General features: G+C 64.5%; 16 protein-coding genes. 5 read left to right on the forward strand and 11 right to left on the reverse strand.

Annotation, left to right across the window (positions count from 1 at the left end; genetic code table 11):
- Positions 1 to 106 precede the first annotated feature (106 nt).
- Positions 107 to 337: a hypothetical protein gene (locus tag FW760_RS15895; protein ID WP_043860807.1), complete on the forward strand. Its 231-nt coding sequence runs from the start codon at positions 107 to 109 to the stop codon at positions 335 to 337.
- Here FW760_RS15895 and FW760_RS15900 read toward each other — a convergent pair.
- The 7 genes from FW760_RS15900 to FW760_RS15930 are packed head-to-tail and all read right to left on the reverse strand — an operon-like array spanning position 309 to position 7,267.
- Positions 309 to 1,334 carry a nucleoside hydrolase gene (locus FW760_RS15900; protein ID WP_054915265.1) on the reverse strand — a complete coding sequence of 342 codons (1,026 nt, stop codon included), beginning with the start codon at positions 1,332 to 1,334 and terminating at the stop codon, positions 309 to 311. The genes FW760_RS15895 and FW760_RS15900 overlap by 29 nt on opposite strands.
- Before the next feature lie 30 nt (positions 1,335 to 1,364).
- Positions 1,365 to 1,769, reverse strand: coding sequence for a D-ribose pyranase (gene rbsD, locus FW760_RS15905; RefSeq protein WP_104572738.1), 405 nt, complete (start codon positions 1,767 to 1,769; stop codon positions 1,365 to 1,367).
- On the reverse strand, positions 1,766 to 2,683 hold the full coding sequence (gene rbsK, locus FW760_RS15910) for a ribokinase (protein WP_446443873.1): 918 nt from the start codon (positions 2,681 to 2,683) through the stop codon (positions 1,766 to 1,768). Before rbsK ends, rbsD begins: the two co-directional genes overlap by 4 nt.
- 12 nt (positions 2,684 to 2,695) lie before the next feature.
- A complete protein-coding gene (locus FW760_RS15915; protein WP_446443874.1) occupies positions 2,696 to 3,718 on the reverse strand; it encodes a LacI family DNA-binding transcriptional regulator in 1,023 nt (340 codons plus the stop codon).
- Positions 3,719 to 3,721: 3 nt separating this feature from the next.
- Positions 3,722 to 4,717 (reverse strand): ABC transporter permease, encoded by a 996-nt coding sequence (locus FW760_RS15920; protein ID WP_446443875.1) that lies wholly within the window; start codon positions 4,715 to 4,717, stop codon positions 3,722 to 3,724.
- Positions 4,714 to 6,264, reverse strand: coding sequence for a sugar ABC transporter ATP-binding protein (locus FW760_RS15925; protein WP_229589438.1), 1,551 nt, complete (start codon positions 6,262 to 6,264; stop codon positions 4,714 to 4,716). Before FW760_RS15925 ends, FW760_RS15920 begins: the two co-directional genes overlap by 4 nt.
- 46 nt (positions 6,265 to 6,310) lie before the next feature.
- Positions 6,311 to 7,267: a sugar ABC transporter substrate-binding protein gene (locus tag FW760_RS15930; protein WP_043860814.1), complete on the reverse strand. Its 957-nt coding sequence runs from the start codon at positions 7,265 to 7,267 to the stop codon at positions 6,311 to 6,313.
- A gap of 335 nt (positions 7,268 to 7,602) precedes the next feature.
- Here FW760_RS15930 and FW760_RS15935 point away from each other — a divergent pair, with 335 nt between their 5' ends.
- The 3 genes from FW760_RS15935 to FW760_RS15945 all read left to right on the forward strand — a co-directional run bounded on the left by FW760_RS15935 (position 7,603) and on the right by FW760_RS15945 (position 10,289).
- A complete protein-coding gene (locus FW760_RS15935; protein WP_043860815.1) occupies positions 7,603 to 8,691 on the forward strand; it encodes an asparaginase in 1,089 nt (362 codons plus the stop codon).
- A gap of 197 nt (positions 8,692 to 8,888) precedes the next feature.
- A complete protein-coding gene (locus FW760_RS15940; RefSeq protein ID WP_043860816.1) occupies positions 8,889 to 9,134 on the forward strand; it encodes a DUF1654 domain-containing protein in 246 nt (81 codons plus the stop codon).
- Between the two features lie 87 nt (positions 9,135 to 9,221).
- Positions 9,222 to 10,289 carry an endonuclease/exonuclease/phosphatase family protein gene (locus FW760_RS15945; RefSeq protein WP_054915269.1) on the forward strand — a complete coding sequence of 356 codons (1,068 nt, stop codon included), beginning with the start codon at positions 9,222 to 9,224 and terminating at the stop codon, positions 10,287 to 10,289.
- Positions 10,290 to 10,332: 43 nt separating this feature from the next.
- Here the strand turns inward: FW760_RS15945 and FW760_RS15950 are convergent, their stop codons facing one another.
- Positions 10,333 to 11,298, reverse strand: coding sequence for a DUF559 domain-containing protein (locus FW760_RS15950; protein ID WP_116054988.1), 966 nt, complete (start codon positions 11,296 to 11,298; stop codon positions 10,333 to 10,335).
- A 145-nt stretch (positions 11,299 to 11,443) separates the two neighbouring features.
- Complete coding sequence (locus FW760_RS15955; protein WP_446443876.1) at positions 11,444 to 12,112, reverse strand: FMN-binding negative transcriptional regulator; 669 nt, start codon at positions 12,110 to 12,112, stop codon at positions 11,444 to 11,446.
- Between the two features lie 98 nt (positions 12,113 to 12,210).
- Here FW760_RS15955 and pdxR point away from each other — a divergent pair, with 98 nt between their 5' ends.
- A complete protein-coding gene (pdxR, locus tag FW760_RS15960) occupies positions 12,211 to 13,704 on the forward strand; it encodes a MocR-like pyridoxine biosynthesis transcription factor PdxR (RefSeq protein ID WP_446443877.1) in 1,494 nt (497 codons plus the stop codon).
- Here pdxR and FW760_RS15965 read toward each other — a convergent pair.
- Both FW760_RS15965 and FW760_RS15970 read right to left on the reverse strand, forming a co-directional pair.
- Positions 13,683 to 14,108 (reverse strand): HD domain-containing protein, encoded by a 426-nt coding sequence (locus FW760_RS15965; protein WP_043860821.1) that lies wholly within the window; start codon positions 14,106 to 14,108, stop codon positions 13,683 to 13,685. The genes pdxR and FW760_RS15965 overlap by 22 nt on opposite strands.
- Positions 14,109 to 14,120: 12 nt before the next feature.
- Positions 14,121 to 14,636 carry a GNAT family N-acetyltransferase gene (locus FW760_RS15970; RefSeq protein ID WP_043860822.1) on the reverse strand — a complete coding sequence of 172 codons (516 nt, stop codon included), beginning with the start codon at positions 14,634 to 14,636 and terminating at the stop codon, positions 14,121 to 14,123.
- Positions 14,637 to 14,651 lie beyond the last annotated feature (15 nt).

The following is a 14,651-nucleotide window of genomic DNA, read 5'->3' on the forward strand; positions in this document are numbered from 1 at the left end:
CATGTTTAACTTGTACCAGTTGGCGGAGCGCAATCATGCCCCCGCTGTAGACGCCAGGGCCCGGCATCTGCACCAAACAGCACGCGTATTTTCGATCGAGACCCCCATGAATAGCCCCACCCTGGACACCAACATCAAGGTCACATGGCCTGACGGCCATCGTTCCTACAGCCCCGGCACCACCGAAGAGCTGTTCATCATCGCCGCCGACCTGCTGCTTCAAGACCTCGGCCACGAAGCTGCCCGCACCTTCGTCGACCAGGTGTTCGAACGCCACTGGCCCGCGACCGAACACCAGCCCACACCCATTACTGCAATCGAGCAAGACGCTCGCTGAGCAAATCGAAAAAGCCCTGGGCATCGCCGCTCTCGATCCACATCACATTGGCCGGTAGCTCGAGCGTGCCGTACCAGTCCGCAATGGTCTGACCAAAGGTCGGGCCTTCGCGGCTATCCACGCTCATGTGAATCTGCCGGCCACTGAACAGCTCGGGCTTGAGCAGGTAGGCAATCACGCTGGCATCGTGCACCGGCCCACCCGGCAGGCCGTAGTGCGCCATGTCCCCCTTGACGTAAGCATCCAGAATATCGCCCACCAGCTTGCTGGCGTGGTTGTTCAACCCGCGAATCTGCTTCAGGCGCGCCTCGCTGGTGAGTACCTTGTGGGTCACATCCAGCGGCAGGTAGGTGAGCTTGACCCCGCTGCGCAACACGACCTCTGCCGCCTGTGGGTCGGCGTACAGGTTGAACTCGGCCACCGGGGTGATATTGCCGCCATTGAAGTGGGCACCGCCCATCACCACCACTTCCTTGATGCCCTTGACGATCTGCGGGGCCTGAATCAGCGCCAGTGCCAGGTTGGTCTGCGGGCCGAGCATGGCAAGGGTGATGCTGTTGGGTTCAGCGCCACCGAGGGTGTCGATCAGGTACTGCACCGCGCTGCCCTGGGCCAGGCCCTTTTTCGGCTCGTGCACCGCCACGCCAGGCAAGCCCTCCTCGCCATGGATGTTCTCGGCATAGATCGGCGTGCGCACCAGCGGCGTGGGCGCGCCGGCGTACACCGGCACCTCTTCGCGCCCCGCCCACTCCCGGGCCAGCCGTGCGTTGCGCGAGGTCTTGTCGAGTCGCACATTACCGGCCACGGTGGTAATGGCGCGCACCTTCAGTTCCTCTGGCGACGCCAGGGCGAACAACAACGCCACCACGTCATCCGCGCCGGGGTCGGTATCGATGATCAGGTCGCGGGGCGCGGCCAGCACGGCAGTACTCGACAGGGCAGACATAAGCACTAAACCTCGTAGCAAACGTTTGGCTTTTTGGACACGTTCAGGCATTGGGCACTCCTTGTGCTCAGGGGACAACAGTCAAAAGGTCACGCCCGCCACCAGCGCGATGTTGGTATAGGGCTGGCATTCGCCGGTGCGCACGATGGCCCTGGCCTGCGCACCGAGCTGCTTGAACGCCGCATGGCTCATCAAATGGCGCGCGCCCAGCTCGCCGCGGGCATGCAGCAGCTCGATGCCTGCCAGGGCCGGCGGCCTGTGTTGCAGGGTCTCGTCGGCCAGCACGTGGCTTTCGACCTGCATTTCGGCCAGCACCGTTTGCAAGGTACTGATGAAATCCGGTATGCCGGGCGTCAGTGCAAGGTCGATCAGCTCGACACCGGCAGGCACGGGCAGGCCGGCGTCGCCGATCAGCACCACATCGCCATGCCCCAGCGACGCGATCAGGCGCGACAGGGCGATATTGAGCAACGGAGTCTTCTTCATGGCGTGCTCCCCTGCAGTTCACTCAGATACGGAATGGAGGGCTGGGCACCGGCGCGGGTGACCGAAATGGCGGCGGCCTGCTGGCCAAAGGCAATGGCCTCGCGCTCCGACCTGCCAGCGGCCAACGCAGCGGCAAAGCCACCGACGAAGGTATCCCCGGCCGCCGTGGTGTCCAGTGGCTGCACCCGCGTCGCCGGAAAATGCGCAAAACCCTGGCCATCGGCGAACAGAGCGCCTTGCGCGCCCAGGGTGACGATCACCTTGTCCACCCCCAGCGCCAGCAGTCGGCTGGCGGCTGCCTGCGCCTCCTGCAGCGAAGCCACCGGCAGCCCGGTCAGGGCGCTGGCCTCGCTCTCGTTGGGGATCAGGTAGTCGATGTTGGCAAACCAGTCAGCCGGCAGCGGCCCGGTGGCCGGTGCCGGGTTGAGGATCACGGTCTTGCCCAGCGCCCGGCCACGGGCCAGGGTGTGTGCCACGGTGGCCTGCGGTACTTCGAGCTGGCAGATGATCACATCGGCAGCCTGCAGCAGGCGGTCCAGGCGCTGTACCGATGCCGGCAGCAAGTGCCCGTTGCCACCGGCCACGATGACGATGGCGTTCTGGCTGCTGGCATCCACCACGATCAGTGCCACACCACTGGAAACACCCGCCGCCGTGTCCACGCCCTGGCAATCGATGCCCTCGTCGAGCAGCGCCTGACGCAACTGCGCACCGTAGGCGTCCTCCCCCACACAGCCGATCATTGCCACCGCTGCCCCCAACCGCGCAGCTGCTACCGCCTGGTTGGCGCCCTTGCCGCCCGGCACGGTGCCGAACCACTCGCCGGCCAGGGTTTCCCCCGCCTGCGGCAGGCGCTCGGCGCGGGTCACCAGGTCCATGTTCAGGCTGCCTACCACCACTACATTCGCTTGCATGGCATGTCGGTCCTAGCGGTAATCATTGAAGAGGTCGGGACGCGGCCCGGTGGACTCGCGCAGCACGATGCTCGGTGCGACGATGCGCTGCTCCACCCCACTGCGCTGCGGCTCACCGATACGCCGCAGCAACAGCTCGGACGCCATCTCGCCCAGCTCGCGGATCGACTGCCCTACCGTGGTCAGCGAAGGGTAGACGTACTGGCTCATCTGGATATCGTCGAAACCGATCACCGACAGTTCGCTCGGCACGCAGATGTTGCGCTCGGCCGCGGCACGCAGCACGCCCATGCCGATCATGTCGTTGGCCGCGAAGATCGCGGTCGGGCGGTCGTGGCCCAGCAGTTGCGCTGCGGCGCCATAGCCGCCCAGGCTGGTGAAGTCGCTGTCCACCACGCGGCCCTCGCGCAGGGGCACCCCGGCCTGGGCCAGTGCCCGGTGAAAGCCGGCCAGGCGCATCTTGGCCACGCTGGTGTGTGCCGGACCGTTGATGCAGGCGATGTCCTGGTGCCCCAGCTCCAGCAGGTGCCGGGTGGCCAGGTAGGCCCCCTGCTCGTGGTCGATGCGCACCAGGTCGGCGTCGACGCCCGCCAGCGCGCGGTCGACGATCACCATGGGCGTGCGCACGCTGGCCAGGCTGTCGAGCAGGTCGGCCTCCTCGCCCACCGAAGCCACGATCAGACCGTCGATGCGTTTCTCCAGCAGCACGCGCAGGTAGCTGCGCTGCTTGCGCGGGTCGTCATCGGAGTTGCACAGGATCACGCAGTAGCCATTGCGCTCGCAGCCATCCTCGATGCCCCGCGCCAGTTCGGCGAAATACGGGTTGACGCTGTTGGGCACCAGCAGGCCGATGGTGGCCGTGCAGCGCGCCTTGAGCGAGCGCGCCACCGCACTGGGCACGTAGTCCAGCTCGGCAATCGCCGCCTCTACCTTGCGCCGCACCGGTTCGCTCACCGGGCGGGTCTTGTTCAGCACGTGGGAAACGGTGGTATAGGAAATACCCGCCAGCGCCGCTACATCTTTGATGGTTGCCATTGTTCAGGTCCGCCGGCGCGCGCGCCGGCTGCGGTAAGTGTCGAGAACCACGGCGATCACGATGACCGCCCCGGTGATGATGCGTTTGGTCGGCTCGCTGGCGCCGATCTGCGCCAGCCCTGCGGCCAGCACCGAAATGATCAGCACACCGAAGAAGGTGCTGATGACCGAACCGCGACCGCCCATCAGGCTGGTGCCGCCGATCACCACGGCGGCAATCACCTGCAGCTCCAACCCGGAGCCGGCGTTGGGGTCGGCGGCCTCCAGCCGCGAGATCTGGAACAGCGCCGCCAGGCCGGCCAGCAGGCCCATCAGCGAGAACACCAGAATCTTGTACGGGCGCGGATCGATGCCGGCCAGGCGCACGGCCTCTTCGTTGGTGCCGATGCCGATCAGGTAACGGCCGAACACGGTGCGGGTCAGTACCAGTTGCGCCACCACGATCACCAGCAAGGCGATGATGAAGGCCGGCGAAATGCCGAAGGCCACCGGCTCCGACAGCCAGGCAAAGGCATCACCGATGTACGCGGTGCGCGAGTCGGTGAGCTGGTAGGCCACGCCACGCGCCATTTCCAGCACACCCAGCGAGACGATGAACGAAGGGATGCGCCAGGCCACGGTGATCGAGCCGGTAAGGGTCCCGGCCAGTGCCGCGCACCCCATGCCGAGCAGTGCCGCCGGCAGCACGCTCCAGCCCCAGCCCAGAATCGCCACGCTGACCGCCGACGCCGCCAGGGCCAGTACCGAGCCCACCGACAGGTCGATGCCGCCGATGATCAGCACGAAGGTCATGCCCACCGCCAGCACCATCAGGTCGGGGATCTGGTTGGCCAGGGTGCTGAAGGTGCCGTACGACAGAAAGTGGCTGCTCAGCAACGAGAACAGCACCACCATCGCCAGCAGCGCACCGGCCAGGCTCAGGTAGGTCCCCAGGCCGAGGTAGGTACCGCTGCGCCGGGCCGGTGGGCCAGGCGGTGTGTCTATCGGGGAAGTGTTCATGCGGGGTTCCTGGGCACTGCGTCTTGCAGCAGCGCGTCACGTTTCTGATAGCCGGCAAAGGCGGCGGCCAGTAGCTGGTCCTGGCTCCAGTGCTCACGCTCGAAGGTTTCAATCAGGCGTCCTGCCGAAAGCACGCCGATGCGATCGCAGATCAGCATCAGTTCGCGCAGGTCGCTGGACACCACCACCAGCGCCTTGCCCTGGCGGGTCAGCTCGGCGAGCAGCCCATAGATGTCGAACTTGGCGCCCACATCGATACCGCGCGTGGGCTCGTCGAACAGCAGCACGGCGCAGTCGCGCTCCAGCCAGCGGCCAATCACCACCTTCTGCTGGTTGCCACCCGACAGCTCGCCCACCGTTTGTGCGGGCCCGGCGCTGCGGATGCGCATGGCCTGGATCTGGCGCTCGGCCAGGGCACGCTCGGCAGCACCGTCCACCAGGCCCGCGCGTGAGATCGCCGGCATGTTGCCCAACGCCAGGTTGGCACTGACCGACTGCGACAACAGCAGGCCTTCGCCCTTGCGGTCTTCGGTAATCAGGGCCACGCCGTGGCGCACTGCAGCCATGGGCGAGTCGATACGCACCGGGCGCAGCGGGCTGCCCAGCTCGATGCTGCCACTGTCGGCCGTGTCGGCACCGAAGATCAGGCGCAGCAGCTCGGTACGCCCGGCACCGATAAGCCCGGAGATGCCGAAGATTTCGCCGCTGCGCACCTCGAACGAGACGTCCTGCACCTTGTCGCCCCGGCCCAGGCCGCTGACACGCAGTACCGGCTCGCCGATCGTGCGGCGCCCCAGGTCGATATGCTCGCCCAGCTCGCGCCCCACCATCAGGTTGACCAGTTGCTCGCTGCTGTAGCGCTGCATCGGTTCCACGCACACCAGCTTGCCGTCGCGCAGCACGGCAATGCGCTGGGCGATGCGCTTGAGCTCTTCGAGGCGGTGGGAAATGTAGATGATCGACACACCCCGTTGCTGCAGGCGCTCGATCTGGCGGAACAGCAGCTCCACCTCGCGTGCGGTGAGCATCGCGGTGGGCTCGTCGAGAATCAGCACATGGCAGTCGCCGATCAGGTTGCGGGCGATCTCCACCATCTGCTGATGGCCGATGCCCAGCTCGCCGACCAGCGTATCGGGGTCGATCGCTTCGAGCCCCACCTGCGCCATTGCCGCGGTCGCCAGTTGGCGCAGGCGCGTGCGATTGACCCAGCCGGCGCGGCTGGGCAGGTTGTGCAGAAACAGGTTCTCGGCCACGCTCAGGGTGGGCAGCAGGTTGAGCTCCTGCATCACCATGCGCACGCCCTGGCGCTCGGCCGCGGTGCGGCTGGCGGGCTGATACACCTGGCCCTGGTAGAACATCTGCCCGGTGGTGGGGGTTTCGAGCCCGCCGATGATCTTCGACAGGGTGCTCTTGCCCGCACCGTTCTCGCCAGTCAGGGCCAGCACTTCGCCGCGCAGCAGGGACAGTTCGATATCGCCCAGCACGGGCTGGGCGTAGGTCTTGCCGATTGCACTGACCGACAACACGACATCCGCAGTCGCCGACATAAGGTGTTCTCCTGGCGCCCGCACCACGGCAGGCACCGTCAGCGGGCTAGGGCTGCTTGACCAGCTCGACCGGGGTCTGGATGACGTTGTCGGCATCCACGTCCGGCTTCTCGCCGCGCAGCATCTTCAGGGCCGCCTCGATACCGAACACCGCCTGCTTGGCGGCGTATTGATCGGCCGTGGCCAGCACGCGACCGTCGCGCAGCATCGGCTGGATCGCCTTGATGTTGTCGTAGCCCACCACCTGCACCGCGCCGACCTTGCCTGCCGCGCGCACCGCCGACACCGCGCCGAGCGCCATGCTGTCGTTGCCGGCCAGCAGCGCCTTGAGGTCGGGGTATTCGTTGAGCATGGCCGAGGCCACGGCATTGCCCTTGTCGATCTCCCAGTTGCCCGATTGCACCGAGACGATCTTGATCTTGGCTGCCTCCATGGCGTCCTTGAAACCGGCAGTACGCTGCTGGGCGTTGGTGGTGGTCGGCACGCCCTCGATGATGCCGACCTGATCGCCCACGCTCAGGCGGGTGGCCAGGTACTCGCCCACCAGGCGCGCGCCCTTGCGGTTGTCGGGGCCCACGAAGGGCACGCTGAGGTTCTTGCTCTTGAGCACATCCGGGTCGAGGCGGTTGTCGATGTTGACCACGGTGATCCCCGCGTCCATGGCCTTCTTGACCACTGGCACCAGGGCCTTGGAATCGGCCGGGGCAATCACCAGCGCGTTGACGCCGGAGACGATCATCTGCTCGACGATGCGGATCTGATTGCTGGTATCGGACTCGTCCTTGATGCCATTGGATACCAGGTCGAACTCGCCTGCGTGGTCTCTCTGGTAGGCCTTGGCGCCGTCTTCCATGGTGAGGAAGAACTCGTTGGCCAGCGACTTCATCACCAGGGCCACCTTGGGCTTGGCGGTGTCGGCATGGGCGTGGCTGAAGGGTACGGCGGTGGCGAGGGTGGCCAGCATGGCAACGGCCAGCAGGCGTCCAGCGAAGGGCAGCGTCATGGGTTCACTCCGAATCTTATGATTTTTGTCGGGTCGCAAACGTTTGCGGTTAACAACTATGGAAACGCTACCGGGTTTTGTCAAATCTGCCGACCGCCCTTCATGGCCCCAATAGTGCCGGGAATTATCCTTAAAATCTTCGGAAAACCGAACATCCGACACCGCAATAATTCGGGTTTCCGAAAGCATTGCCAGGCAATACGGGGCATAAGCCTAAATAAATTTATTATAAATCAATGAATTGACGTCAACGCTCAGTTAATTGGGCAACTGGTACGCTTTCTGCTGAACTTGTGTGGGCAACACAGCAATTTCACTCATAAGGAACAATAACGATGAAAGCTGCGCTTCACTCCTTCGCTCCGGCCGCCCTGGCCCTGTTCATGTTCTTCCCTGCTGGCGCCTACGCCAAGGAAGCCGAAACCCAACAGAAACTCGCCAACGTGGTTATCCTCGCCACCGGCGGCACCATTGCCGGTGCTGGTGCCAGCGCCGCCAACAGCGCTACCTATCAAGCCGCCAAGGTGGGCGTCGACAAGCTGATTGCCGGTGTTCCGGAGCTGGCCAACCTGGCCAACGTGCGCGGCGAGCAGGTGATGCAGATCGCCTCCGAAAGCATCACCAACGAAAACCTGCTGCAACTGGGCAAGCGCGTTGCCGAGCTGGCCGACAGCAAGGACGTGGACGGCATCGTGATCACCCACGGTACCGACACCCTCGAAGAGACCGCCTACTTCCTCAACCTGGTGGAAAAGACCGACAAGCCGATCGTGGTCGTGGGCTCCATGCGCCCCGGTACCGCAATGTCGGCTGACGGCATGCTCAACCTGTACAACGCCGTGGCCGTGGCCAGCGACAAGCAATCGCGCGGCAAGGGCGTGCTGGTGACCATGAACGACGAGATCCAGTCCGGTCGCGACGTGAGCAAGTCGATCAACATCAAGACCGAAGCGTTCAAGAGCGCCTGGGGCCCGATGGGCATGGTCGTGGAAGGCAAGTCGTACTGGTTCCGCCTGCCGGCCAAGCGCCACACGATGGATTCGGAATTCGACATCAAGACCATCAGCAGCCTGCCTGCCGTGGACATCGCCTACAGCTACGGCAACGTCAGCGACACCGCCTACAAGGCCCTGGCGCAAAATGGCGCCAAGGCCATCATCCATGCCGGTACCGGCAACGGTTCGGTGTCCTCGCGCGTAGTGCCGGCCCTGCAGGAACTGCGCAAGAACGGCGTGCAGATCATCCGTTCGTCCCACGTCAACCAGGGCGGGTTCGTGCTGCGCAACGCCGAGCAGCCTGACGACAAGAACGACTGGGTAGTGGCGCACGACCTGAACCCGCAAAAAGCGCGCATCCTGGCCATGGTCGCCCTGACCAAGACCCAGGACAGCAAAGAGCTGCAGCGCATCTTCTGGGAATACTGAGTGCAGTAGCCCGGCAGGCCGCCCTTCCTACAGCAGGGCGGCCTAACCTCTTGTAACCTCGCCACTTTTATTTTGCCCACGGTGCAGCAAAGCCTGCGCCGTGTGGTCACATGGGTTCTTTGAGCGACACGCAGTTGCGAAAAGCCTTACAGTAAAATACTGTATGCGCATACAGCAAAAACAAGGAACCTGTACCTGTGGCCACCTCCTCTGCCGCCAAGCCCGTCAGCAGCTACGAGCAACTGGGCATCCGCATTCAGAAAATCATCAACTCGCCAACCGCGCAGAAGTCCCGCGCGGCGCTGATCTTTCGCCTCGAGCACGAGTCGCCTGCCGACTGGGAGACCCTGCTCGAGGAAATCGCCGAAAACGACAACGTCACCCTGGCCTACCGGGATGACGGCGGCGTGCAGATATTCTGGGTTGTGCCCAAGGAAGACTGAAGCCGTCGCCAGGCGCTGCCCGCCCACCCTGCTCCGACTTGTCGCCCTTCTGGGCGATGGTGTTATCCGTAGAATCTGGAAGTAATGATGTTCAAGAATCTTGCAGCTGCAGTGATGCTGCTGATGTTGTTGTGTGGCCAGGTGTTTGCTGAAACGCGTATCGGCACCTGGAACCTGGAACACCTGAGCGACCGCCCCAACAAGGACTTCAAGGCCATTGCCAAGGTCGCCAAAAATGTGGATTTTCTGGCTGTGCAGGAGCTGATGAGCGAAGCGGCCCTGGACAAGCTGGCCAGGGAACTCAGCCGCCAGAGCGGCGAGCCCTGGAGCCACATGGCCTCCGATGCGGTAGGCAGGTCTTCGTACAAGGAAATGTATGGTTTCGTGTGGAAGGACAGCAAGGTCGCCTATGAAGACGGTGCGGTGTCCTACCTGGACCGCAAGAAGATCTTCGAGCGCGAGCCCTACTCCGCGCGCTTCAAGTCACTCACCGACAATGCCTATTTCGTGGTGGCCACGGTGCATATCGTGTACGGGAAAAAGCCGTCTGACCGGGTCGCGGAAATCGATGCGCTGTCGAGCTACTGGACCTGGCTGAAGGAAGTCTACCCCGGCAACAATCACATCCTGCTGATGGGCGACTTCAACATGCCACCCACTTCACCTGCCTGGAAGTCGCTCAATGCCGCCGCCAGACCACTGGTGGTCGCAGGCGCCAGCACGCTGTCAACAACCGACGGCAAATTCGCCAACCTTTACGACAATATCTTCGTCAGCCATTCCTCGCCGCTGAAGGTCAACAGCGTGGGCGTGTACGACTACCCGAAACACCTGGGCATGACTCACCAGCAAGGCCGGGCGAACATCTCCGATCACGCGCCGATCTTCCTGCGTGCAGAGCTTGGGCAAGGCAAGGGCACGGCCACGACCGCCGCGTCACCGGCAAGGCCCGCTGCACCCGCAAAAACCAAGGCTGCAACCGTGGCCGACGCCACCGGGCAAGTGCGCGGCAACCGGGCCAAGAAGCGCTACCACCGCCCGGACTGCCCGTCGTACAACAGCATTGCCGAAAAGAATCGGGTCGAGTTCAGCAGCGAATCTGCCGCCCAGGCAGAGGGCTACAGCATCGCCGGCAACTGCCAGAAGGCCGGCTGAGGGGATAACGGTGCAGCCTTGACGCCAAGGCTGCACCTGAAGGTCACTTGACCAGCTGGAACTGACTGGCGCCCTGCAACTCCAGACGCGGCACGCCCTTGTACTGCTCGATACGCCCTATCACGCACACCGTGCGCCCCTCCAGCGGCTGCGCCAGCAACGAGGCGAACGCCGGGCGATGCTCGCCCCATACCACCAGCCCCAACCGTCGCTTGCTGGGGAAGCTGGCACCCAGGTCGATCCAGGTCGGCTGGCCCCTGGACGACGGTTTGTAGGTCACCTTCATGATCGGGCCCAGCACCGCAGCGCTCTGCCCGATATGGTCGGCGGCCTGACGCCAGTCCAGCGGGTTGTCGCAGGTGGCGCCCTGCAAGGTGGCGGGTGACGCCGGCGCCGCCACTGCCTGGCTGACCACGACCGAGCCTGCAACCGACTCGGTGCCCTTGAACGCAAACACCACGATCAGAACCCCGATCAGCGCAGTGAATGACATGATCGTGTACTTCATGACCGAAACCTCCTTGTTGAGCCCTTTGATCCGGCTGCCCTGCGCCTGCGCCAACTGCTGCACGCTGGCGCTCTGGCGCGTGCTCGACAGCAGGTCGTGGGCTTTTTTTCGCTCGGCATCGAGCAGTACGCTGATATCCCGAGCACAACGCTGCGGATGATCCCTGACGTCGCGGTTGGCAAAGCGCAGCACCCGCCAGCCCTGGGAAGTGAGTGCAGACTGTCGCCGCTGCCAGTCGATGAACTCGGGGTGCGACATTCCGGTACCCGTACCGCTTTTGTCATAGCCATCGATTTCGATGGCGATGCGCACGTCTCCCTCTTCATTGATGACAAGGTCGCAGTAGCGTTGCTTGCCGTCATTGTCCTTGAAGGGGTATTGCGCACTCAGCGACTCGTAACGGATGCCCGCCACGAGGCTGAGCACGTTGCTGGCGAACAATCGTTCGTAGTCACTGCCGAAACGCGCCGCATTGGCCTTCAACCACTCGTCCTGGGTCATGTGCTGTCGTCTGCGCTGGAAAGTCGGGCCGGTGCAAAAGCACCCACTCTCGACCGATGCAGTCAAAAAGCCATAACGCAGCCGAGCCGCCGATTCTGGCCGACTCTGTAGGAAAAGTCGATTTTCAGGTGGGATCAGGCGGCGGTCATTCGGGCGCCTTCGCCGGCAAGGCCGGCCCGTGCAGCGGGTGACCGGTGGCGCTCAACATGGCTTCGCCCACTGCTGGTTTGCCCGACGCCTTCAACCCCTGGGCGGCGCCCTGGATATCCCGCGCCTCCTTGTTCTGGCCCAGCTTGAACTTGCCGACCAGACGGGTGATCTCGATCTCGAGCCCGACGATGGCCTTGAGCATGTCGCGGATGTAGTCCTTCGGCGCGTCGGACATCTTCCACGGCACGGGCTGGGATGCTTCGTGGGTGCGCGTGAGCAGGGCCACCAGGCCACGCACGTAGTGCTCGTCATCGTGCAAGGTCACGCGGCCATGGGCGTGCACCACCTGATAGTTCCAGGTGGGCACCTGTTTGTGGGTCTCGTGCTTGCTGGGGTACCAGTTGGGCGAGATGTAGGCATCGGCGCCGCGAAAGATCACCAGCACTTCATCGCCATCCTTGAGTTCGCGCCACAGCGGGTTGGCCCGCGATACGTGAGCATGCAGCACCCCCTGCGTGCCCTCCTGCGGCCTGAAGTGGAACGGCAGATGGTTGGCATCCAGCCCACCCTCGCCGTGGCTGACCAATACACCCAGCGGGTTCTGCATGATCAGTTGATGCAGCACCTCGGGGCGCGACTCGTTGAAAGACTGCGGTACGTACATGGTTTGCATCCATCCGGCACAGGGCGATGGCAAATTGTGTGGCGCAACTGGCCCATGGTATAGATCCACTATCGAACAAAATGACTGGACCAGAAAACATGGCGCGCAAAGCCAACGTGGTGGATATTCCTTCGCTGGGCACGCTGGACCGCAGCAGCGGCCAACTGGGGCGCCAACTGGCCCAGGCGCTGCGTGCGGCGATCCGGCGCGGCGACCTCAAGCCCGGCGAGGCGCTGCCCTCGACCCGCATGCTGGCCAGATCGCTGATGATCGCGCGGGGCACGGCCATCGAGGCGTTCGAGCAACTGACGGCCGAGGGGTTTCTGGAGTCCCGCGGCCGTGCCGGCACGCGGGTCGCGCACAGCCTTGAAGAGCCACCTGCCACGCACACGACAGGTGTGGCGCGGCCCGCCGCCAGCTCGGCACGCATCGAACGCTTTGCACAACTTGCCCGCCGCTTCGGCGAGGTACCCCAGGTACCGTTCGCCGTCTCGGTACCGCTGGGCAAGGCCGCGCCGGATGATATCTGGCGGCGCCTTGGCAACCGGGTGCGCGCCCGCGGCCCGGGCGCCCCTTCCGGCTATGGCGACCCGCTGGGGGAAATCGAGCTGCGCGAGGCGGTGGTGGACTATGTGCGCAAATCCCGCTCGGTACGCTGCGAGGCCAGCCAGGTGATCATCACCTCCGGCACACAGCAGGGCCTGTATCTGGCCTGCCAGGTGCTGCTGGACATCGGCGACTTCGCCTGGGTCGAAGACCCGGCCTACCGCGGTATCACCGCCATTCTCGAAAGCGCCGGGCACAGCGGGCAGATGGTGCGCGTACCGGTGGACGCCGAGGGCATGGACGTGGAACACGCCGTCGCCACCTGCCCCCACGCCCGCGCCGCCTTCGTCACCTCTTCGCACCAGTACCCGCTGGGCATGCCGATGAGCATGACCCGGCGCGAGGCACTGCTGAGCTGGGCCAGAACCCACAATGCATGGGTGATCGAGGACGACTACGACGGCGAGTTGCGCTATGCAGGGCACCCGTTCCCCTCGTTGCAGGGGCTGGACCCTGAACGGGTGATCTACCTGGGCACCTTCAGCAAGATCCTGTTCCCGTCACTGCGCCTGGGCTATGCGATCGTGCCGCCGGACCTGGTAGACGCCTTCTGCGGTGCCCGCGTGCTGATGGACCGTCATCCGGCCAACGCCGACCAGCAGGTACTGGCGGCCTTCATCAACGAAGGCCATCTGGACCGGCACATCCGCCGCATCCGCGGTGTGTACGCCACCATCCACCGCCAGGTGAACGAAGCGGTGGCGCGCTGGCTGGAGCCTGAGCTGGCCTGGTTGCAACCGACCGACCAGGGCATGCACCTGGTGCTGTGGCTGGCAGCCGGTATCGACGACAGGCAGGTAGCGGACCAGGCCGCAGAGGCCGGGGTGGTGGTGCGCGCGGTATCCCCCATGTATGCGGGGCCGCACGGCAGGCCCGGGCTGGTGCTCGGCCTGGGTGGGTTCAGTGGCGAAGCCATCGATGCGGCGATGCAGCGCCTGGCACGGGTGATCGAAAGCGCCAGCGTTCAGGCCAGCGCCTGCAGGTAGGCGCTGGCCTGTTGATAGCGCTGCAGGCGCGCGATGTCTTCGGGGCCGGGCATGGCGATGCGCGAAAGGTCGCTGTTGTCGGCAAGGTCGGCAAGCTTTACCACCCGTGCCAGCGGGTCGCTGCCCAGCCGCGCGACGAAGGCCTCGTAGCTTTCGTCATCGCGCCGGCTCAGCGCCTGCACCGCCGCCAGTATCTTCAGGGCGAAGCCTTCGCGGGCCAGGTCCGACAAGCTCATGCTGGTATCTTCAAGCACGTCGTGCAGCACCGCGACGATGCGCTGTTCGGTGGTCTGCACCCTCAGCATCACCCGCAACGGGTGCAGGATATACGCAGTGCCGCCCTTGTCCTGCTGCCCTTCATGGGCCCTGGCGGCAACCGCAATGGCTCGCTCCAGTGTGGACATAAGCCCCCTCCTCTAACCCTCGCGCCGTCGCAGGCGCGCCATGCTGCAGGCATCGGTGAACACACCGTCACGTAAAGCATAGTCGCGCAAATGCCCTTCCACCTCGAAGCCGTGGCGCCGGTACAGCGCCAGTGCCGGCTGGTTATCGGCGTAAACAGTGAGTTCGACGCGCTGCAGGCCCATCCAGTTGTCCGCCACCTCGAGCACCGCCGACAACAGCCGTGTGCCCACCCCCTGCCCTTGCCAGGCCGGGGCGACACCCATGCCGATGCCGCCGCAATGACCGCGACGTACACGAATGAACTGCTCGAGCGTACAGCTGCCGATCACCTCGCCTTGATGTAAGGCCACCAGAAACACCATTCGTTCGTTGTCGGTGGCGATGCGTTTGCGCCACAGGTCGGCGCTCTGATACGGCATCTGCAGCACCTGCCGCGCCACCTGCGGGTGGTTGTACAGGGCCGTGAGCCCCTCGACGTGCTGTTCGGTACAACGTTGAAGGGTAATGGCGAAGGGCGAATCACTCATGACGGCTCATCCTTG

The organism is Pseudomonas sp. 1176_21, from assembly GCF_052850635.1.

Bases quoted from the DNA above. Each gene is read 5' to 3' on its own strand.
- FW760_RS15950 (WP_116054988.1), bottom strand. From the start codon at position 11,298: ATGACCCAGGACGAGTGGTTGAAGGCCAATGCGGCGCGTTTCGGCAGT.
- FW760_RS15895 (WP_043860807.1), top strand. From the start codon at position 107: ATGAATAGCCCCACCCTGGACACCAACATCAAGGTCACATGGCCTGAC.
- FW760_RS15900 (WP_054915265.1), bottom strand. From the start codon at position 1,334: ATGCCTGAACGTGTCCAAAAAGCCAAACGTTTGCTACGAGGTTTAGTG.
- pdxR (WP_446443877.1), top strand. From the start codon at position 12,211: ATGGCGCGCAAAGCCAACGTGGTGGATATTCCTTCGCTGGGCACGCTG.
- FW760_RS15925 (WP_229589438.1), bottom strand. From the start codon at position 6,264: ATGTCGGCGACTGCGGATGTCGTGTTGTCGGTCAGTGCAATCGGCAAG.
- FW760_RS15915 (WP_446443874.1), bottom strand. From the start codon at position 3,718: ATGGCAACCATCAAAGATGTAGCGGCGCTGGCGGGTATTTCCTATACC.
- FW760_RS15930 (WP_043860814.1), bottom strand. From the start codon at position 7,267: ATGACGCTGCCCTTCGCTGGACGCCTGCTGGCCGTTGCCATGCTGGCC.
- FW760_RS15945 (WP_054915269.1), top strand. From the start codon at position 9,222: ATGTTCAAGAATCTTGCAGCTGCAGTGATGCTGCTGATGTTGTTGTGT.
- FW760_RS15965 (WP_043860821.1), bottom strand. From the start codon at position 14,108: ATGTCCACACTGGAGCGAGCCATTGCGGTTGCCGCCAGGGCCCATGAA.
- FW760_RS15935 (WP_043860815.1), top strand. From the start codon at position 7,603: ATGAAAGCTGCGCTTCACTCCTTCGCTCCGGCCGCCCTGGCCCTGTTC.
- rbsD (WP_104572738.1), bottom strand. From the start codon at position 1,769: ATGAAGAAGACTCCGTTGCTCAATATCGCCCTGTCGCGCCTGATCGCG.
- FW760_RS15955 (WP_446443876.1), bottom strand. From the start codon at position 12,112: ATGTACGTACCGCAGTCTTTCAACGAGTCGCGCCCCGAGGTGCTGCAT.
- FW760_RS15970 (WP_043860822.1), bottom strand. From the start codon at position 14,636: ATGAGTGATTCGCCCTTCGCCATTACCCTTCAACGTTGTACCGAACAG.
- rbsK (WP_446443873.1), bottom strand. From the start codon at position 2,683: ATGCAAGCGAATGTAGTGGTGGTAGGCAGCCTGAACATGGACCTGGTG.
- FW760_RS15920 (WP_446443875.1), bottom strand. From the start codon at position 4,717: ATGAACACTTCCCCGATAGACACACCGCCTGGCCCACCGGCCCGGCGC.